This window comes from Fibrella aquatilis, assembly GCF_017353255.1.
GTDB classification, from domain to species: domain Bacteria; phylum Bacteroidota; class Bacteroidia; order Cytophagales; family Spirosomataceae; genus Fibrella; species Fibrella aquatilis.
Window position 1 is genome coordinate 322,380 of record NZ_JAFMYU010000005.1, and the last position, 19,714, is coordinate 342,093.

Here is a 19,714-nt window from a genome sequence, read left to right on the forward strand (position 1 = left end):
TGTCTTGCTTCTAATAAGGGAACCGCACCTTCACGCAGGTACCCATTTCTGTTGACTCGACACTACACGAACCTCCTGATTCGTCCATCCGTAATTGCATGTTTGTCAATCCGTTACGGTTTGCGTGGGCTACTGAAGTAGGGTCGAAACCACGGCCGTTATCGCAGATATCGACCTGGAAAATGCCGCCCTGTATAGGATTAGCCAGGGGGTGCATCCGTAATGTGACCTCAGTAGCCTGGGCATGTTTGACTACGTTGTTCAGGGCTTCTTTCACTGTCAGAAACACATTGCGGCGGTCTACGCCCCGGATCATCACCTCGTCGGGCGATTCCTGAGCCTCGATTTTAAGCGTCAGCGACGTGTTGTCGATGAACTCGCGGGCATAGACGCGGATGTAGGCGATAAGGCCGTTGAGGCTGTCGTTGCGGGTGTTCAGCGACCAGATAATCTCGTTCATGGAGGTGACCATGGCCGCCGAAATCTCCGATATTTTACCCACCTCGGGCACGGCCTGAGCATCCACGCGGGTTTTGGCTACTTCGCTCAGCAGGCCAATGGCGGTCATAGACGCACCCAGGTCGTCGTGCATCTCTTTTGAAATTCGGGTACGTTCTTTCTGTTGCCCCGCCAGTTCCGACCGGATAGCCGTCAATTCCTGCTCCTGTTGGGCGGCCAATAAGGCGGCAGCGGCCGTTTTCTGGCGTTGCCGGTAGTAGAGCCAACCCAACCCACCGCCAACTGCCAGGAACAAAACAGCCATACCAGCTATCCAGAGCCACGTGGTTTGCCGACGCTGATCAGCTTCGAGGCGGGCAATCTGCGTCTGCTTTTCGGCAATTTTCTCACGCGCTTCAGCCCGGCGCATGGTCTGGTCATACGTCTCCAATTGCTCTCGGATCGACAGGCTCGTCAGCGAATCTTTATTAATTCGGTATTGATCCAGCCAGCGGTAGGCCGACCTATAATCGCCCAACAACTCCGACATGTTCACCATCTGCACCAGCCATGATTGCTGTTCGGGCAAGCCCGGTTTTAGGGTATCCATGATGGCGCGGGCACGGGCCAGCAGAGGCCGGGCTGAGGCTGGGTGTTTCTTGTCGAGGTGATTGGCCGCCAGGTTGCTCAGGATACGAATCTCTTCGGCAGGCATACCCATTTTCTGGCTCAACACAAGCGCTTTGTTGAGGTAATAGAAGCTGGAATCATACCTGTTGGTGCTTCTATAGACGTAGCCCAGGTTGTTGTACACTGTCATCAGCATATCAACATCGCGTTCTGGCTTTAATAGCCTAAGCGCCTGCAAGGTGTAGTCTGTTTCGTGCCGGTAATCTTCCCGAATGCCGTAGACCGCCCCGATGTTGAATAGCGAACTGGCTATCTCGCGGTCGTTGTTGGGCAACGCCCGCCGGATAGCCAGGGCTTTCTGGTTATAGGCAATGGCCTGATCGAGCAGGTTCTGCCGCTGATAAATGGCAGCCATGTTGTTATAGATCACGGCCTCATTATCGCGCCGCCCCAGCGCCCGCACGTAGCCCGCCGTTTGCTCATACTGCCGAATGGCTTCGGCAAGGTCGCCCTGTTTGGCGGCGGTGATAGCCAGGGCAGCATGGCAAATCATCTTGTACCGCTTCGATGTATCGGCATTGGCCTGTTGCAGCGCCTGCCGGGCAATCGCCTTGGCCTCGTCAGATCGCCCCACGTTGTTGAGGACAAACGCCACCAGCCGGACTGCCTCAAAATAGCCTTTGGTATACTGTACGCGCCGGGCCACGGTATAGGCTTTCTGGTAGTAACCAAGTGCCTTTTTAGCGTCGCTGCTTTCAACGGCTTCACCCGCCCGCAACGAGTTACCCACATAAGCCGTGTCGGTATTGTATGACGACGATTGGGCTAGACTCGCACAACCAGATAAACACAAGATGCTGACTAACAGAAGTTTGTAAGCGTAGTGGTGTGTCATAGCAGGTAGCTTGATAGAATAACAATGGTAAGCGAAGAAGTCCCGCTTTATAATGCCATTGCTCCACCCCGGCTACCTAAACACAAAAAAGCCGCCCCCGAAACAGGAACGGCTTTATAATTCTTCAGTTGTTGTAAAAAGGGAATAAAAGTGGTGAGTGGTGAACGGTAAGTGATAAGTGCTTTGCTCAGTTGCATTAGCCTAGCAGAATACTCATCACTTACCGTTCACCACTCACCACTTTAAAATATGTATTTATTCTCCGCAATCATCGCATCGGCGACGCGGCGGCGGGCATCTTTCAGGTTGATTGGCTCGATTTTGGTGAACCGTTTCAGGCCCATCAGCATCACACGCAGTTCGTCGCCTTCGGCAAAGCTCGTAATAGCAGCGCGACCGGCGTTGTTGATCTTCTCGACGGCTTCGTGCAGGTAGGCCATCGCGATGTCTTTTTGCAGGGCCATGGCGGCTTCGCCTTTGATACCGATGGTCTTCTCTACCCGCAGCAGCACCGATTCAGCCACGTACACTTCAATGGCCATGTCGGCAATGTTCATCAGAATCTCCTGCTCGTGCGAGAGCTTGCCCATGAACTTCTGCGCGGCAGAACCGGCCACCATTAGCACCGCTTTCTTCAGGTTTTTCAACACCTTCTTCTCAGCGGCAAACAGGCTTTCGTCTTCGTCGCTGCTGAAATCGGGGATCGACATAATTTCTTTGCCAATGGCCAGGGCGGGGGTCATCAAATCGAGTTCACCTTTCATGGCCCGCTTCAGCATCATGTCTACCACCAGCATCCGGTTAATCTCGTTGGTGCCTTCAAAAATGCGGTTGATCCGGGCGTCGCGGTAAGCGCGTTCCATAGGCGCATCGGCCGAGTAACCCATGCCGCCGTAGACCTGTACGCCTTCGTCCACAACATAGTCGAGCACTTCCGAACCATGCACCTTCATCATGGCGCACTCAATGGCAAACTGTTCCAGGGCCTTCAACTTGGCTGGTGCGTCTTCCATACCGCCTTCCTTCAGGTCTTCGATCAGGTCGTCGATGTTCTGCCCAGCGCGATAACTGGCTGATTCAGAAGCATAAATCTTAATTGCCATCTCTCCCAGCTTGTGCTTGATAGCCCCAAACCGCGAAATGTTGATACCAAACTGCTTGCGCTCGTTGGCGTAGCGAACCGAATCATTCACCGCCTCTTTGGCCCCGCCAATCACGGCAATACCCAGTTTGATCCGGCCAATGTTCAGGATATTCACGGCGATTTTGAAACCGTTGCCCCGCTCTGAGAGCAGGTTTTCCACGGGCACTTTCACGTCGGTAAAAAACACCTGACGGGTGTCTGACCCCTTAATACCCAGCTTATGCTCAGGCTCATTCATCGTGATGCCTTCGTAGGAACGCTCTACGATAAATGCACTTAAATTCTTGTCATCGTCAATTTTGGCGAAGACGATATAGAGGTCAGCGAAACCACCGTTGGTGATCCACATTTTCTGACCCGTGACGGTATAGTACGTACCGTCTTCGGAAAGCACCGCCTTTGTTTTACCTGAATTGGCGTCTGAGCCTGAATCGGGTTCGGTAAGACAATAGGCTGCTTTCCATTCGCCAGAGGCCAGTTTTGGCAAGTATTTACCTTTTTGCTCTTCGTTGCCATAATAGACAATGGGCAGCGTACCAATACCCGTGTGGGCCGACAGTGCTACCGAAAACGAGTGCCCCGCACCGGTTGCCTCAGCTACCAGCATCGAGGTGTTGAAGTTCATGCCAAAGCCGCCGTATTCTTCAGGAACCGACGTACCCAGCAGGCCCAGCTCACCAGCTTTGTCCATCAACGACGACATCAGCGCGGGTGATTCCGCACGGTCAATTTCGTCTAGGCGAGGCCAGATTTCTTTAGCCAGAAACTCGCGGCAGGTAGCCGCAATCATTTGCTGTTCTTCCGTAAACTCTTCAGGGATAAACACTTGCGAGGCGTCCGTGTCCTTAATCAGGAACTCACCCCCTTTAATCGAAGCCTTGTTGTCGGTCGCAATCATCGTTCAGGAATTGTTATGCGTGCATACTAGTTACGTGCAAAAGTGGTGAATAGTTCGATAAGTAGTATGCATGCATACCATTTTTTATAAACGGCTTCACACACATCTAATGCTTCTTTAACAACACCTTGACTGGCAGGTTAGTTAAGCTTCTGTATACATAACCCATCAGGTATGGACCTCGATTTATCAGCACAATTGGTGCCTCTGCTTACGCTAATCGTGCTAGAGGTAATTCTTGGCATCGACAACATCATTTTTATCTCTATACTGGCTGATAAACTCCCCGTCGAGCAGCGCGACAGGCTTCGCTATTGGGGTATTGGCCTGGCTATGGTGATGCGGTTGGCCCTACTCGCCGTGATTGCCTGGATTATACAGCTCGACCAAACGCTCTTTGTTGTGGCAGGTGTTGATTTTACAGGAAAATCGCTGATTCTGCTGGCGGGTGGCCTGTTTCTGATCTACAAAGCCACCAAGGAAATCTATCATAAAGCCGAACTCGACAACGACGCCAATGCCCCCGACGTTGGCGCCGCCGTTAACTTCAACGCCCTGTTAGGGCAGGTGCTGATTCTGGACCTCGTCTTCTCCGTCGATTCGATCATCACCGCCGTAGGTATGGTCGATACGCTGTGGGTGATGTACACGGCAGTAGTCGTTACGGTGGGCATTATGCTGGTAGCGTCTAAGCCCATTAGTACGTTCATTAGCCAACATCCGTCGTTCAAGATTCTGGCCCTGTGCTTTCTACTCATGATCGGCATGTCGTTGGTTGCTGAGGGTATGCACTTTAAAATACCGAAGGGCTACATCTATTTCGCCATGGCCTTCGCCTTTTTGGTCGACGTGATTCAGATGAAGACGGTACACAAGTCGGCCAATAGTTAATGGGCCAACGGACGTATCTTGCCGCCTTATCATCTATCAAGTCTACTGCTTGCCAACTGGTTGGGCAGTAAACAACCTTATATACAATGAATTTTCTGTACTCAATTGACCAAACCACCTGGCTGATCATAGGTGGATTTGCGCTGTTTATTATCCTGGTTATTGTCTACCTGCGCCAATCGGCCAAAAGAAGCCCCAGGGCCGTTGCGCAGGCTACACAAAACGGTATCACGGTGAAAGTGCTTTATTGCCAGCCCAGCAAAAAAGGCCGCACTATCTTCGGAGGGGTGGTGAAATATGATAAAGTCTGGCGCACGGGAGCCAACGCGGCCACGATCATCGAACTAGCGCAGGACGTGCGTGTCGGGGGCAACCGGCTGGCCAAAGGGCGTTATTCGCTCTACACCATTCCCACCCCCATCGACTGGACGGTCATCATCAACCGCCGCACGGGCCAATGGGGTATCAGCTACAAAGAAGCCGCCGACGTGCTCCGCGTCACGGCCACCACGCGCCCTTATACCCCGCCTGCCGAACAGTTTTTTATCAGTTTTGAACCCCAGCCCGGCGGCGTCAACATGCTCCTTACCTGGGACGAAACGCAGGTGGTTGTGCCCATTCAGAAGGCCGCGTAGGAAGGTGTATAGTACCTACTATATTTTTTTCATTCTGGTTATATTTGGGAAAAGACAAACGCTATGGAGGCAGTCATCGAGGAAATATCGGACTACGAACGCGAACGCGGTAAACCCGCACCTTCGCTGAATCATGCTTATGTGCAAAGCAACCTGCTGTTTGGATCGCACATGAAATACAGAGGTTCGTATTCGATCTTGCCCGAATTGGACTTGTTGATGGCAGATGGATTAATCATTGTCCCTGACATCGCTATTTATCCCAAACTCCGAATTGACTTCCTGCACGATATTCAATCAATGACAACAATGCCATTGACCGTCGTAGAGATTATTTCTCCATCACATCGGAACGCCGACCGATCAAACGACGACATTCTAGCCAAATTTGAACGGTATTTTGCCGCGGGGGTCAAGTCGTGCTGGCTGGTTATTCCCAGTTTCAAAGCCATCTCTGTCTATTCTGCCCCCGGCACTTACCAGTTTTTCATGCATGATTCAACCCTCGTCGACCCCGCCACAGGTATTGAGCTACCACTGGCTGAGGTATTTGAATAGAATCATCCTTCAAACAAGAAACGGCTCTCACTGCGCAGTGAGAGCCGTTTCTTGTTTGAAGAGATATGCTTACCTTATTTCTCCGGCAGCAGAATAAACTGGATCAGGTTGGTACCGAGGTACTTGTTGGCGGCGGCTTTAGTGCTTTCTGGCGTTACGGTTTTCAGTAATTCCGGTTCGCGGAGTACTTCCAGCGGATCGTCGCCATTGTAGTATTGGTTCGACAAATAGCTGAGCCAGAAGCTGTTGTCTTTTAGCTGCACCTCCTGTTCGCGGGTAGTTTCGGCTTTGAACTTGGCAATGTCTCTGGCATCGGCACCGGTGGTTTTCAGCTTCGCAATCTCGCGGTTCACGCTGGCAATGAGCTTCTCGACGTTTTCTGGGGCGCAGCCAAAATTGATGCGGAAGGTGTAGCGCGGCACAGGATACCGGCCATAGGCACCACTGGCACTCACGCCATACACGCCGCTTTCGTCTTCACGTAGCTTCTCGATCAGCTTGATTTCCAGCACTTCGGCCAGAGCATCTACCTGCGTGGCGTTTTCGGGTGTCCAGTCGAAGTTGCCGGTGTAGACCAGCTGGACAGAGGCTTTGGGGTCGACGCCCTTGCGCACGGTCTTGGTCAGCTGACCCTCCGGGGCGCGGATGCCCAGGTCGCGGAAGGTCTGCTTCGTGCCGGTGGCAGGCAGCCCACCCAGGTAGGTCTCCAGCAGGGGCCGGATGTTGGCCACGTCGAAATTGCCGACGAAGGTAAACGTGAAGCCGCCTGCATCGGCGAAGCGTTCGTTGTAAATCTGGAATGCCCGGTCGAGATTAATCCGGTCGAGATCGGCGGGGGTGAGGGGCTGCCGACGGGGGTTGTGGTTGCCCAGCGTCACGGCCACGGTGTCGCCAAACACCTTCTGCGGGGTGGGTGTGGCGAGTTGGGCGGCCAGGGCGCTTTTTTGGTTTGAGAGGAACCCTGCTACCACGTCGGGGTCGCGGCGGGGCTGGGTAAAGTAACTGTAGAGCAGTTGCAGGGCCGTTTTCAGATCCTGCGGGGCCGCGCTGCCGCTGATGCCTTCGCCCAGTTCCGATATGTACGGGTTGACGTTCAGGGCCTTTCCCGCCAGAAACTTACCCAGCTGCACTTGACTGAACTCACCCGTACCCCCCAGCGACACGAGCGTAGAGGCGAACCGAGCACTCTGGAAATCGGGCAGGTCGTAGCGCGACGTACCACCGAGGCTATTGCCAGAAAACAGGATCTGGTCGTTTTTGAAGGTCGTAGGTTTCAGCACCACTCGCACGCCGTTTTTCAGCGTCAGTTCCGTCACACCAATTTTGTCGATTTTGGCTTCCTTTATCACTGGGCCGGGCGTAGGCTCCTTGGGCAGCAGTGGTTTGTCGATGGTCTTGTCATCGTAGGCAGTAAGGCCCTTACCGGCGGCGTCGGTATAGCCGATCACCTGCTCAATAGAAGGCAGTTTGGCGCGGTCTTTCTCCGGGGCCATCAGCACCACCGCCCGGTTTTCATTCCGAATAAAATTGTCCACCAGCCCATTAATGTCGGTTAAACCAATGCCCGACAATGTGCTCTTCAGGAAGTCATAATAGAACCCAATGTTCACGACTGGCTCCTGGTCAGTGAAGTTGCCCACGTACTGACCCACGTAGCTGGACGAGCGGGTTTTATCGCGCTCCAGGTAAGCCTGCTCAGCACCGCGCAGGAGTTCGGTTTTGGCGCGGGCCAGTTCAGTAGGAGTGAAGCCGAACTGTTTTACACGGGCATTCTCATCGAGCAGGGCGCGGATAGCCCGTTCAATGTTGCCTTCTTTGGCCACGGCAAAGGCCGTAAAGGCGTCGAGGTTGCCCAAAAAGCCACCGTAGTTGCTGTAGCCATACAGAAACGGTGGGTTAGCCTGTTGGGTAAGCTCCTGAATGCGGTTGCCCAGCATGGCATTGAACAGGTCGCGGGCCACATCAGCGCGGAGGTCACCCAAGACGCGCTCCTTCACTTCGGGACGCTTGTAGATCAGCTGCACAATGGTGTTGGGCTGTTCGTTATCCGTCACAATCACCACTTTCGTGTCCTTGTGGGCCGGAATAGTGTAGGTAGGCCGAGGCACCTCGTCCGTCGCTTTCGGAATACGCCCAAACTTCTCGCGGATCATGGCTTCGACTTTTTTGACGTCGAAATCACCCACGGCTACCACGGCCATGAGGTCGGGGCGGTACCAGGTTTTGTAGAAGTCGCGCAGTACCTGCGGCTTAAACGTGCGGATGATGCTGTCTTTGCCGATGGGTAGCCGCATGGCATAGCGCGAGTTGTTCAGAATAGCCGGAAAATACTTGTCGCGCATCCGTTGCTGCGCTCCGCGCCCCAATCGCCATTCTTCCAGCACCACGCCACGTTCCTTGTTGATCTCGGTGGTGTCGAGCGAAATGTTGTGCGCCCAGTCTTCCAGAATCTGCATCGACCGCTCGAACACATTGGCCGAATCGGTCGGCACGGGCAGTTCATACACGGTCTCGTCGAAGCTGGTGTAGGCGTTCAGGTCGGCCCCGAACCGGATTCCCGACGACTGCAAAAAGCTCACCAACTCGTTTTTGGGGAAGTTTTTGGTGCCGTTGAAGGCCATGTGTTCCATGAAGTGGGCCAGCCCCTGCTGGGCATCGTTTTCCAGCACCGACCCCGTCCGCACCACCAGCCGGAGTTCGGCGCGGTTGGCGGGTTCGGTGTTCTTACGGATGTAGTAAGTAAGGCCATTGGGCAGTTTTCCCACCGTCACGTCCTTATCAAACGGGATGGGGGCGGCCATGTTAAACGCTTTGGGCGGGGCCGCCAGTTTAGCAGCAACTTTGGTGCCGGGCTTAGGTTTCGCCGGTGCCTGTGCCCAGCCTGTGTTAACACAAAAAAGTACCGCCAGCATCAGCAGGAACGGCTTTATCAGGAAATGACGCATAGGTTAGTGATAAAAAATCGGGTTGGTAGTGGTACAACCAAATGTAAACAGGAACGTATGGCCGTGGCGATAAATTTTAAGGTCCCTTAAAGGTCCCTTAAACGTTAGACTTCAAACGCCTTTTCCAGGCCAATGGCTAAAGTTTACGCTCACCATGATTGAGCCTGTTTGTTACGTGTGTACCTTCGCGGTTGATACATCAATCATATATCAACTACCATGAAACATTTTTTTGCCCTTTGTGTGGCGCTCACGTTTGCTGTAACTGCACAAGCTCAAGAGTTTAAGCCATTTAAAGTCAACGTATCTATCGGCGGTGCGATTCCGAGCGGTGGCGGTGGCGTGCTGTTCGCTATTGAACCTAAATACGGCATCAATGACCAGATCGACGTTGGCCTGCGCCTGGAGTCGGCATTGATGGCTCGTGACCTGACGGTTAACGGCAACACTAGTTCGGGAAATGCACAGGGTGCTTTTTCGTATATCTTGACGGGTAACTATATGCTTTCGGACGAAGGTTTCCGGCCATTTGTGGGTATCGGTGCGGGTATTTACGGCATTGCTGGTACTGGTTTTACGGCTACCAGCGGCACGGGTGGTTCCACCACCAATGGCAACATCAACGCGGCATCGGTTTTCGGTGGTATGGGCCGCGTTGGATTCAAAACGGGCCACTTTGTGCTGGGCGTTGAGTATAACTTCATTCCGAATTCAAACTCAATAGTGTACGACAGCAATGGCACCAACAAAATTGGTACGTCGGTACAAAGCAAGAACTCATACGCAGGCATCAAAATCGGCTTTGATATCGGCGGTGGCCGTCGGTAGATTCTTTCAAGTTTAAAGTTTAAGGTCCAAGCGGTCCGCCGCTGCGAGTCTAAGGTTGGCTGACGCGGGAGTACGCTAGCGTCAGCCAACCTTAAACGTTGGACCTTAAACTTTAAACTCATTTGTGAACATTGCTCTTATCGGTCCCGGCAAGGTGGCTCACCTGCACGCTCAGGCAACGCAACAAGTTCCGGGTGTCAAACTCGTGGCCGTGTGTGGTCGCAACCCTGACAAAACCGCCGACTTTGCCCGGCAGTATGGCATCGCGCCTTACACGGAAGTGGCTGAGATGGTCACTCGTGAAGGCGTCGACGTGTGTGTGGTATTGACCCCGCACCCCAACCACCGCGAACCCACCATAGCAGCCCTGGAAGCAGGTGCCAACGTCTTGGTAGAGAAGCCTTTGGCGGCATCACTATCCGACTGCGATGCCATGATCGCTGCGGCAGAGCGGGCGGGTAAATTGTTGAGCGTAGTGAGTCAGCGGCGGTTTTATGCGCCTTGCCAGCGCATTCGGGCGGCTATCGATTCGGGTAAAATAGGTACGCCTGCGTTGGGCATGGTGCAGATGCTGGGCTGGCGCGACGAAGCCTACTACCGGTCTGATCCCTGGCGGGGTTCGTGGGCGCACGAGGGCGGTGGCGTACTAGTCAACCAGGCTCCGCACCAGCTCGATTTGCTGCTCTGGTACATGGGTGAACCCATGTCGGTCTATGGGCAGTGGCGCAACGTGAACCATCCCTACATTGAGGTAGAAGACACGGCGGCGGCCATTGTGCAGTTTAAGAACGGGGGCATCGGCAACATCGTGGCCAGCAACAGTCAACGGCCCGGCCTCTATGGTAAGGTGCATATTCACGGCAGCAGCGGGGCCTCGGTGGGTGTGCAAACCGATGGCGGCAGCATGTTCATTGCGGGACGGTCGGGTATTCAGGAGCCACCCATGAATGATATCTGGATGGTGCCCGACGAAGGCCATCTGCTCGACGAGTTCAAAGCCGAGGACACCGCCTTTTTCGGCCAAATCAACGCCCTGACCTATTATTTTGGCCTGCAACTCACCGATTTCTGCACCGCCATCCGCGATGGGCGCCCCCCCGCCGTCACCGCCGAAGACGGCCGCCGGGTGGTGCAATTGTTCGAAGCCATCTACGAATCGCAACGCACCGGGCAGGCGGTGGGAGTTGGGGGTAGGGGTTTGTAGTTAGTAGTTTGTAGTTTGTAGTTGGCTGACGCACGGCCCCTCGACTGCGCTCGGGGTGACAGGCAAATAGAGCAATCTCAAAGAGTTGATTCAATGTCGTTGTCACCCCGAGCGCAGTCGAGGGGCCGTGCGTCAGCAAAACCACCAACCACCAACTACCCCCCCCTACCTCCGCCGGAACATCACGTAGCCGTTTTCTTCGCGTTCCAGTATCAGGTTGGGGTTAGTGCGGTATTGGTCGGCTTCGGTGATTTTGGTGATGAAAAAGGTGGGCCGGTCAACGGGGCCGGAGAGGAGGAAATCGGCTTGCCGGGTGCGCGGGTCAACGGGGGGCATTTTGCGGAGGTAGAAGAGTTGCGCGTAGCTTTTGTAGCCAATGGATTCGGCATAGACGCGCTGTCCCTGTTTCGTTTCGTAGAACCGCACCGCCGCCCCCTGCACATACTCTTCTATGTTGGGTACGATCAGGCTCAGGTACAGCCACAGACACACGGCCGTAGACCCGTATAACGACCATACGCTACCAGGAAGGCCATTCTCGGGTAGCCTGCCCCCCCGCCGAACGTACCGGGCTAATTGCACGATGGCCGTGAGCAGCACCGCCAGATACACCACGCCAATGACCCACTCCCAGCCGCCCCATTGCACTGGAGCCTGGAGATTGGCCACCGCAAACTTGTCATTGATATAGGGGATCAGGGCCGTTTTGTATTGACCTACTACGGGCAGGGCCGCCAGCAGAATGCCCAGCAGCCCACCTACCAGCAGCAGCCCGGCCGTAAGCCAGCGGCTCCACTGTACCCGGCCCATGAGCAGGTCGTGGAGATGCCGGGCCGCGAGATACGATACCGGAAACCACGCCATGCTGGAGTAATGCACGATCTTGGTTTTCACGATAGAAAACAGGATCATCACCACCCAGAACAGGGCCACCATCCAGAGCCGGAAATCGCGCGGATCGGGTTGGGCAGCGAGGTAGCGGATGGCGAAGATGGAGAGGGGAAAACACCCCACCAGCACCACCACAAAATGGTAGTAGAACGGCTGCCCGTGGCCCGCGTCAGGGGTGCTGAACAGGCGGATCTGGTAGGTGATAAACTCTTCCAGAAACTGCGGTCCGTTTTTAATTATTTCTAGTCCAAACCAAGCCGACGCCACCACCAGTACTGCTGCAATAGCCAGCAGCGCGTTTCTCAGCGTGAGCAATGGCCGGAACCGCCGCACCAGCCTGGCCAGCACCCAGACCACCACAAACGTCAGCCCCGCCAGCAGGGCACCTACGGGGCCTTTGGTGAGCACAGCCAACCCCACAAACAAGCCCGATAGCGCTGTATAGCGACCCGCGCCAGCCTGCCCGTAGCGCAGCACAGCCTCGTAAATGTAGCAGATGCCCAGGAATATGAACAGATTGAACGTGGGGTCGATGATGCCGGTCTTGAAATACAGGTGCGGTGTGAGGGCACCCAGATACCCCACAGCCCACAAAAGCCCGAATTGAGGACCGTGGACGCGTTTTCCCACGAAAAAGAACGTTAGCAGCGTGGCAATCCCCATGAGCGCGTTGGGCAGGCGGGCGGCATATTCACCCACGCCCAGCACCCGCATGGCTGTGGCCTGAAGCCAGAAAAATAGGGGTGGTTTTTCCCAAAACGGCTCGAAATTGATCTGCACACGGGCATAATTTCCCGTCACCAGCATCTCCCGCGCCGACTCGGCAAAGTTAATCTCGTCCCAGTCGAACAGGTGTACGCGCCCCAGAAACGGCAGGTAAAACACCACACCGAGGAGCAACAGCAGAAGAGGGTAAAAGCGAGGGTGGTACATATAAGAATGTCTTCTGAAAAATGTCTTCAGAAGACAGTTTTACGACTCCTTCAATACATAAATGCCTTTTGTGTTTCGGCCCAGACCGTTGTAGTCCAGGCCGTAGCCGACCACAAATTTGTTCTCGATAGAGAAGCCGACATACTCCAAGTGGATAGGCGTTTGGAGGGCGGCTGGTTTGAACAGCAGCGTAGCAACGGCAATAGAGGCGGGCTTTTGTTCCTGCAACAGCCGGTGCACCTCCACCATGGTCAGGCCTGTATCTACGATATCTTCGACTACAATCAGGTCGCGCCCGGCCACAGTCTCTGTCAGGCCCAGAATCTGCTTTACCTGTCCCGTAGAGGCTGTTTCGATATACGATGCCACCCGAATAAAGGTGACCTCGCAGTCGATGGTGAGGTTCTTGAGCAGGTCGGCGGTGAAAAGAACGGCTCCATTCAGCACCCCCACAATCAGCGGACGGCGACCGGCGTAATCGCGGTTGATCTGGTCGGCCAGTTCGGCGATGCGGTTCTGGAGCGTTTCGTGGTCAATGAAGGGCACAAACGTTTTGTCGAGTACATTCAGCATACCATCAAAGGTAAGGTTTCTGATTTTTACGGGCTAAACAAACGGATAGCCAGGCGGTAACGTTATCAAGCAGACGTTCTCACTATCCGTTTTGCAGATGAAATCTTTGTTGTTGGCCGTTTTTGCTACCTGTGCCTTGTTAGTTGCCCAACCGGCGCAGGCGCAGCTTTATTCGTCGGCCGATTTCGACAAGAAATACGATGGCCTGCTTCAGCACCCCGGCGTGCAGATCGAATCGGCGGAGGCCATCAATTACATGTACAATTACAAGTTCGCGCAAGCCGATAAGGAGTTTCGCTGGTTGCGGTTGCGTTACCCCAGCCACCCTATGCCCTACTTCCTGATGGGCATGGCCGAGTGGTGGAAGATGGTGCCCAACACCGACAACCCCGACTACGACGACCGCTGCCTGGCCCTGATGGACACCACCATTACCCTGGCCGAAAAACTCTACGACACCAGCGAAAACAAGCTGGAACCGGCTTTCTTCCTGGCGGGGGCTTATTCCTACAAAGCGCGGATCTATTCGGAACGGAAAAAGTGGGCGAAGGCCACCTTTGCGGGCAAGAGCGCCCTTAAGTACTTTGAAAAGTGCAAAGGTAACGGCGAGATGAACCCCGAACTGATGTTTGGCGACGGGCTGTATAATTACTACGCCAAGTGGATTCCCGAAAATTACCCTCTGCTGAAACCCATTTTGCTATTTTTCCCGAAAGGCGACAAAGCGTCGGGTATCAAGCAACTGGAGAAAACGGCCAATAACGCCTTCTACACGCGGGTGGAGGCCCGGTATTTCCTGTTGCAGATCTACAGCATGGAAAACCAGTATGACAAGGCCTATGACATGGCCAAGTTCATGACCGAGCAGTATCCCGACAACCCTTTTTTCGAGCGGTACTACGCCCGGTCGGCGTTTGTGCGGGGGCGACTAACGGAGGCCGAAACGCTGTCGAAAGATATTCTGACGAAGATTGCGGCGGGCAAAGATGGCTACGAGGGCGTCAGCGGACGTACGGCGGCCTACATTCTGGCCTATATCCAGCAGAATTTCTACCGCAACAACGCCGAGGCGAAGAAGTATTACCAGCAGTCGATTGATTTTGCGCTACAGACCAACGCCAAAAATGCGGGCTACTACTGGTCGTCGCTACTGGCGCTGGGCCGCATTGCCGACGCCGAGAAGAATTACGATCAGGCCCGCACCTACTACACCGAGGTGATGGATAACGCTGAACACAAATCGGCTCAATACCAGGAAGCCAAGAAAGCCGTGAAAGAAGGCAAAGCAAGTAGACGGGAGGAACGGCGGAAAAGGAAGGAATAAATTAGTGATGAGTGCTAAACGGTAAGTGGTGAGTTTGCTTACGTCAGCGAAACTGCTCTGGCGTAAGCAAACTCACCACTTACCGTTTAGCACTCATCACTATCATGGTATCGGCATCACCTTGCTCTCTTTAAAGGTAGACAGGATCACCATGGTTTGGGTGCTGGCTACTTCTTCGATCTCGTTGATCGTTTCGAGCATGAGCTTCTGGTAAGCGGCAATGTCGTGCGAGATTACTTTTAGTAAAAAGTCGCCGGAGCCGGTAATGTGGTGGCACTCAATAATTTCGGGAATTTCTTCAACGCGGGCGACGAACAAATCGGTCACCATTTTTTTGTGGCCCACCAGGTTTACCATCACGAAGGTGGTGACACCAAGGCCTACTTTTTCTCGGTCGAGCTGGGCGTGGTAGCTCTGAATAATACCCGATGTTTCTAGTTTTTTGACCCGTTCCAACGTCGGGGCAGGCGATAAACCAATCTCTTTCGACAACTGGGCGTTAGTGATTTTGGCGTTGGATTGGAGTATATCTAGAACTTTACGGTCAATCTGGTCTAGTTTCATTCCGCATAGGGGGTTGTCTGTGGTGTTGCTCGTGTATTACAGAGCAAATTTACAGACTGGCGATCTATTTGTTCTTAAAAAATGCTGTTTTAATAGGGTTGTGTAAAATAATAATTTGACATAAGGCAGTTTAGCCGCATAATATTGGGAGTAGAAATAGCCAACTTTTTCTCCAAATTATCGCTTCGATAGCTTGTTGCCGGTGATAGTGCGCTGGCTTTTGGAACGAAAACGGGGTTCATCCCCCGCCTCCAGCCCTGGCGCCGTGGCTGCGTGTTTGGTTTTTCGCCCCTGCACCCGTTCCCGCCACATTCTAAATGAAGACGGTTTCATGTTCAACCGCATGAGGGTAATTACCTGCTGTTCGACCAGGCCAAACTGGGCTTCGATGGCATCGAATGGGGTGCGGTCCTCCCAGGCCATTTCAATAATTCGGTCCGTATCAGCCAGGGTCAATTCGGGTAGATCTTGCGCTTTCATAAGTGAGTTGATAGAGGTTATTACACTGTCGTAGCAGAGAACAATCAACGGTAAGCAGCAGACTCCTTAATCACCCCAATGGCCGTGTCGATTTCGGCTTCGGTGTTGTAGTAATGGGGCGACAGGCGCAAGGCCCATTCCACACTTTTGCGTTCCCAATCGATGAGGGCGAAGTTGGTAAAGCTCATAGAAAAGTTGATCTGCTGCTGTTTCAGTGCCGCCTGCACACGCTCGGGCGATTGGCCGGGGAGAGTGAATAACAGCAGGCTGGCTAAGTGGTCACCCTGATCGAGCAAGCGCAAATCGGGTAGGCTGCCCAGACCCGCTTGCAGTCGGTTTCGGAGCATGGCGTTGCGCTTGGCAATGTCGGCCAGATCAAGGGCGTTGGCATAGCGCAGGGCTTCGGTCAGGCCTAGTTGCAGCGCCGGGGCTGTTTCCCACTGCTCGAACCGCCGCGCCGTGGGCTGAATCTGGTAGCTGTCGCTGGTAGTCCAGTCAGCCCCTCGCATGTCGATGAAGAGGGGTTCGAGGTTCGCGTCGAGCACCCGGTCGCTGATGTAGAGTAGGCCCGTGCCACGCGGTCCCCGCAGGAATTTTCGACCCGTAGCGCTTAGAAAATCGGCACCAATGGCCGGGGCATCAACGGGCATCTGTCCCACGCTCTGGCAGGCATCCACCACATACCAGGCCCCCACCTCATGCGCCACGGTCCCAAAGGCTTCTACCGGCTGAATCCGCCCCGAATTGGTTGGCACGTGGGTTACGGCAATCACGGTAGGGCGCAGTTGCCGCGCCAGGTCAATCAGGTGGTCAGCCATGACACCGCCGTCGGGGTGGTCATTGGCCCGGACAATGCGGATACCGAAGCGTTTTTGCAGCGACAGAAACGCAAACTGGTTCGAGATATAGTCGTCGTTGGTGGTCAGCACCACGTCGCCCGCCCGAAACGGAATGGCCGACAGGGCTTTGGCGTAGGCATCGGTGGCACTGTAGGTGAAGGCAATGTTGCGCGGCTGGCAGCGAAGCAACTGAGCAGCTTCGGTGTAAAACTGGCTCAACGGTTCGGCAAAGCGGGCACCGGTTTCATAGCCGCCATAGCGGGCTTCGTCGGCCACGTATTGCCGAATAGCCTCACTAACCACAGTGGGCATAAGCCCGGCTCCGGCGTTGTTGAGGTGAATGAGGTGTCCGGTGGTGGGCGTGTCGCGGCGAAGCTGGTCAATGTTCATGTTGGGCGTGTAGCTGGTCTTTTCCCCTCCACTAGTCAACCCTGAGCCGCCACCATCCGTTCGTAGACGGTATCAAAATCGGCCGTGCGATTGGGTCGATAATGATCTGCATGGTATTTGTCCAGCTTTTGCAAAATCTGCACCAGCAGGGTTTTTTCACCCTCCGAGAGTGAACTGTAGGCCACGTCGGCCACTTTGTCCATTACCGGAAACGTTTCCTGGATGACGGTTATGCCTTTGTTGGTGAGCAGGAGTCGCTTGCTGCGACGGTCCTGTTCATCAGGAAACTCCTCGATCAGCTCCATCTTCACCAACCGGTTGATCACGTCGATACCAGAGGCAAATTCGGCCATCATTTCGTAGATCAATTCGCTTTTTTTAGGAGTACCCATCTGCGCCAGCACGATCAGATAAACCGGGTCTTCGATGCTTTTAAACCCAATGGGCTGCATGGCCTTTTTGGAATAGAAGTGCGCGTAGCTGGCCAGCCGCCCCGTCAACGAGGCCAGATGCGCTTCGGGCCGGATATGCCGACTGGTTGCTATCGACTTGTTTTTCCGCTCGGTCAAGCTTTCTACCCACTGCGTTTTTGGCTGGTGTTGCCCGGCTTCTTCCCCGGTGGGTATCGCAGCGTCGGGGGCCACGTCGCTGTTCAATATGGGGTGATGATGCTGGGTTGGCAGTGGCACAGGCTTGGCCTGCTCGGTGAGGTAGTGCAGGCAAAACCCAGGCAAATCAGCCTGGTCATGCACGCTGCTATAGGCGGCCCAAGCATTGACCAGCTCGACCAGTTTCTCTTCTCCGCTATCCATCGTTACTGTGGTTTCATACCAAATATACGGTATAACCCGCTGTTTTTAGTACGGTTTCGATATTTAATCTGTTGAAATTTGAACAATTGCTAAATTTTCGTAGTAATATTGTGGCACAAACGGCGGGAATACTATGATTGCGGAATTAAAGGCGGTGAGCAAGGAGTACAAAACGGGCGATCAAACTATTGTAGCGCTTCAACCCACCAGCCTGCAACTCAACGAAGGCGAACTGCTGCTCATTATTGGGCCATCGGGGTCGGGTAAGACCACGTTGCTGTCGCTCCTGGGCTGTGTTATCTATCCTAGCTCAGGCGATTTGTGGGTAGACGGACAGCACGTCAATAACCTGAAAGAGAATGCCCTGGCACGATTGAGGTTGGGTACCATTGGCTTTGTTTTCCAGAATTTCAACCTGCTGGCTCCCCTCACCGCCGAAGAAAACGTGATGATGCCCCTGCAACTACAGGGGGTGCGTAGCGCCGAGGCCCGCGACCGCACCCAACAAGCACTGCAAACGGTGGGCATGACTGACCGCCGCCGCAACCTGCCCCGGCAGCTCAGTGGCGGACAGCAGCAACGCATTGCCATTGCCCGCGCACTAGTCACAAACCCCAAACTCGTTCTCTGCGACGAACCCACGGCCTCGCTCGATAAAGATTCGCTGGAGATTGTCATGCACGAACTCCGCACCCTGGCCGACGGAGGTAAATCGGTCGCCGTGGTCACGCACGACCCTCGCCTGAAACAATATGCTCACCGGATTGTGGAGGTAGACAACGGTGTAGTAACAGAAATTTCGCTAACCGATTAACAACCATGAGCGCTATTTTTTCAAGTAGAAAAGGCCCTGGCACCGTCGAAATAGCCCTTTGTGTGGTTACGGCGTTGCTAACCTCCTGTGGCAGTAAAGACCAGAAAGCTGCCGATCAGAAAGACACCGTACGCACCGTACAAACGCCCAAACGGGTAGACGAGGTGCTGGGTATTGCCGTTATTGAACCCGCTGCCCGCCTCTCGCAACTATCGGCCGAAACGGGTGGGCTAGTGAAAAGCATCCGTGTTGACATTGGGCAGCAGGTGACCAAGGGACAGGTGCTACTAACCATGGACAATGCCGTGGAAGGGGCGCAGCTTCGGCAGGCCAATGTGAAGATTAAAACCCAGCAGGACGCTATTGAAACAGCCCGGCAAAACGTACAGTCGCTACGGGTGCAACTCCAGAAAGCCCAGGACGATCAGCGCCGAAACGACGTTCTTTTCAAAGGCAATGCCCTGACCAGGAAAGAGTTAGACGATTCGCAGTACCAGGTCACGAACCTGCAACAGCAGATCAGGGCATCGGAGGCGCAGGTGCGGCAGGCCGAGGGGCAGATCAGCTCACTGCGGGCCGACATCCAGTATGCCAGCACAGTGGCGGGCCTCAAAACGGTGAAGGCCCCGGCCAACGGCACGCTCCTGAGCCTCGATGCCAAGGTGGGGCAGTACCTCAACAGCAACCAGGCCATTGGTGATTTTGCCCCCGCTGGCCCGCTGGTGGCCGTTACGGAAATCGACGAGTTGTTTGCGCTGACTGTGAAAGTAGGCCAAAAGGCGTACATCAGACCGCAGGGCAGCAACGAAAAACTGTCTACGGGCACGGTGATCCTCACCTCGCCCTACCTCCGCAAAAAATCGCTTTTTGCCGATAACGCCGCCAACCTCGAAGACCGGCGCGTTCGTGAAGTGCGGGTGCAACTGGATGATCCTTCCAGGGTAATTATTGGTGCGCGGGTGGAGTGTATTATAGTCGTAAGTCCTCAGTCGTAAGTCATAAGGGGCTTCGCTTAGGTACAACACCTC

General features: G+C 54.3%; 17 protein-coding genes. 8 read left to right on the forward strand and 9 right to left on the reverse strand.

Annotation, left to right across the window (positions count from 1 at the left end; all coding sequences use genetic code 11):
• Positions 1-10: 10 nt before the first annotated feature.
• Positions 11-1,963, reverse strand: a complete 1,953-nt coding sequence (locus J2I48_RS09060) for an ATP-binding protein (protein WP_207335094.1) — start codon at positions 1,961-1,963, stop codon at positions 11-13.
• A gap of 242 nt (positions 1,964-2,205) precedes the next feature.
• Positions 2,206-4,005: an acyl-CoA dehydrogenase FadE gene (locus tag J2I48_RS09065; protein ID WP_207335095.1), complete on the reverse strand. Its 1,800-nt coding sequence runs from the start codon at positions 4,003-4,005 to the stop codon at positions 2,206-2,208.
• 174 nt (positions 4,006-4,179) lie between these two features.
• On the opposite strand from J2I48_RS09065, the gene J2I48_RS09070 reads away from it, so the two are divergent.
• From J2I48_RS09070 to J2I48_RS09080, 3 genes are all read left to right on the forward strand, one after another.
• A complete protein-coding gene (locus J2I48_RS09070) occupies positions 4,180-4,896 on the forward strand; it encodes a TerC family protein (protein WP_207335096.1) in 717 nt (238 codons plus the stop codon).
• A gap of 86 nt (positions 4,897-4,982) precedes the next feature.
• Entirely contained in the window at positions 4,983-5,531 is a 549-nt protein-coding gene (locus tag J2I48_RS09075; RefSeq protein ID WP_207335097.1) for a DUF2911 domain-containing protein, read from the forward strand.
• 63 nt (positions 5,532-5,594) lie between these two features.
• The gene (locus tag J2I48_RS09080; protein WP_207335098.1) at positions 5,595-6,089 is read left to right on the forward strand and encodes a Uma2 family endonuclease; all 495 of its coding nucleotides are present in this window, start codon (positions 5,595-5,597) and stop codon (positions 6,087-6,089) included.
• 74 nt (positions 6,090-6,163) lie between these two features.
• On the opposite strand, the gene J2I48_RS09085 is transcribed toward J2I48_RS09080, so the two are convergent.
• Positions 6,164-9,034, reverse strand: coding sequence for a M16 family metallopeptidase (locus J2I48_RS09085; RefSeq protein ID WP_229375979.1), 2,871 nt, complete (start codon positions 9,032-9,034; stop codon positions 6,164-6,166).
• Between the two features lie 219 nt (positions 9,035-9,253).
• On the opposite strand from J2I48_RS09085, the gene J2I48_RS09090 reads away from it, so the two are divergent.
• Positions 9,254-9,862: a hypothetical protein gene (locus tag J2I48_RS09090; protein ID WP_207335099.1), complete on the forward strand. Its 609-nt coding sequence runs from the start codon at positions 9,254-9,256 to the stop codon at positions 9,860-9,862.
• A 124-nt stretch (positions 9,863-9,986) separates the two neighbouring features.
• Positions 9,987-11,066, forward strand: coding sequence for a Gfo/Idh/MocA family protein (locus J2I48_RS09095; RefSeq protein WP_207335100.1), 1,080 nt, complete (start codon positions 9,987-9,989; stop codon positions 11,064-11,066).
• Positions 11,067-11,231: 165 nt separating this feature from the next.
• Here the strand turns inward: J2I48_RS09095 and J2I48_RS09100 are convergent, their stop codons facing one another.
• Both J2I48_RS09100 and hpt read right to left on the reverse strand, forming a co-directional pair.
• Positions 11,232-12,890: an ArnT family glycosyltransferase gene (locus J2I48_RS09100; protein ID WP_207335101.1), complete on the reverse strand. Its 1,659-nt coding sequence runs from the start codon at positions 12,888-12,890 to the stop codon at positions 11,232-11,234.
• Between the two features lie 39 nt (positions 12,891-12,929).
• Positions 12,930-13,463 (reverse strand): hypoxanthine phosphoribosyltransferase, encoded by a 534-nt coding sequence (gene hpt / locus J2I48_RS09105; RefSeq protein ID WP_207335102.1) that lies wholly within the window; start codon positions 13,461-13,463, stop codon positions 12,930-12,932.
• A 97-nt stretch (positions 13,464-13,560) separates the two neighbouring features.
• On the opposite strand from hpt, the gene J2I48_RS09110 reads away from it, so the two are divergent.
• Positions 13,561-14,787 (forward strand): tetratricopeptide repeat protein, encoded by a 1,227-nt coding sequence (locus J2I48_RS09110; protein WP_207335103.1) that lies wholly within the window; start codon positions 13,561-13,563, stop codon positions 14,785-14,787.
• 102 nt (positions 14,788-14,889) lie between these two features.
• Here the strand turns inward: J2I48_RS09110 and J2I48_RS09115 are convergent, their stop codons facing one another.
• From J2I48_RS09115 to J2I48_RS09130, 4 genes are all read right to left on the reverse strand, one after another.
• Positions 14,890-15,351: an Lrp/AsnC family transcriptional regulator gene (locus J2I48_RS09115; RefSeq protein WP_207335104.1), complete on the reverse strand. Its 462-nt coding sequence runs from the start codon at positions 15,349-15,351 to the stop codon at positions 14,890-14,892.
• A 177-nt stretch (positions 15,352-15,528) separates the two neighbouring features.
• Entirely contained in the window at positions 15,529-15,831 is a 303-nt protein-coding gene (locus tag J2I48_RS09120) for a TIGR03643 family protein (protein WP_207335105.1), read from the reverse strand.
• Positions 15,832-15,875: 44 nt separating this feature from the next.
• Positions 15,876-17,060, reverse strand: a complete 1,185-nt coding sequence (locus J2I48_RS09125) for an aminotransferase class V-fold PLP-dependent enzyme (protein ID WP_207335106.1) — start codon at positions 17,058-17,060, stop codon at positions 15,876-15,878.
• Between the two features lie 35 nt (positions 17,061-17,095).
• Complete coding sequence (locus J2I48_RS09130; RefSeq protein ID WP_207335107.1) at positions 17,096-17,872, reverse strand: MarR family winged helix-turn-helix transcriptional regulator; 777 nt, start codon at positions 17,870-17,872, stop codon at positions 17,096-17,098.
• 133 nt (positions 17,873-18,005) lie between these two features.
• Here J2I48_RS09130 and J2I48_RS09135 point away from each other — a divergent pair, with 133 nt between their 5' ends.
• Entirely contained in the window at positions 18,006-18,686 is a 681-nt protein-coding gene (locus J2I48_RS09135) for an ABC transporter ATP-binding protein (RefSeq protein ID WP_207335108.1), read from the forward strand.
• Positions 18,687-18,691: 5 nt separating this feature from the next.
• Positions 18,692-19,681 carry an HlyD family secretion protein gene (locus J2I48_RS09140; protein WP_207335109.1) on the forward strand — a complete coding sequence of 330 codons (990 nt, stop codon included), beginning with the start codon at positions 18,692-18,694 and terminating at the stop codon, positions 19,679-19,681.
• Positions 19,682-19,714: the final 33 nt, after the last annotated feature.